Source organism: Escherichia sp. MOD1-EC5189 (assembly GCF_002966045.1).
In the GTDB taxonomy this organism is placed as follows: Bacteria; Pseudomonadota; Gammaproteobacteria; order Enterobacterales; family Enterobacteriaceae; genus Escherichia; species Escherichia coli_F.
In genome coordinates this window covers 1-600 of the sequence record NZ_PTRX01000108.1, presented here as the reverse complement: position 1 = coordinate 600, position 600 = coordinate 1, and the positions used below count along the sequence as shown (strand labels likewise).

Here is a 600-nt window from a genome sequence, read left to right as displayed (position 1 = left end):
AAGAGGCCATCGTGGATAACGGGGCGCACTTTGACGGCGACCAGAGCGGCACGGTGAATGGTGTCACGCCGCCAGCGGTGCAGCACCTGACTGCCGAAGTCACCGCAGACAGCGGGGAATATCAGGTGCTGGCGCGCTGGGACACGCCGAAGGTGGTGAAGGGGGTGAGCTTTATGCTTCGCCTGACCGTGGCAGCGGATGACGGCAGTGAGCGGCTGGTCAGCACGGCCCGGACGACGGAAACCACATACCGCTTCACGCAACTGGCGCTGGGACGGTACACGCTGACAGTCCGGGCGGTAAATGCGTGGGGACAGCAGGGCGATCCGGCGTCGGTATCGTTCAGGATTGCCGCACCGGTAGCACCGTCGCGGATTGAGCTGACGCCGGGCTATTTTCAGATAACTGCCACGCCGCATCTTGCGGTTTATGATCCGACGGTACAGTTTGAGTTCTGGTTCTCGGAAACGCGGATTACCGATATCAGGCAGGTTGAAACCACAGCCCGCTACCTTGGCGCGGGGCTGTACTGGATAGCCGCCAGTATCAATATCAAACCGGGCCATGATTATTACTTTTATATCCGCAGTGTGAACACCG

1 protein-coding gene is annotated in these 600 nt (G+C 60.0%); it reads left to right on the top strand.

The window, feature by feature from the left end:
• Window positions 1–600: phage tail tip protein J-related protein (locus ATB02_RS25755; protein ID WP_446718974.1), on the top strand; the 600-nt coding region annotated here is incomplete at both ends.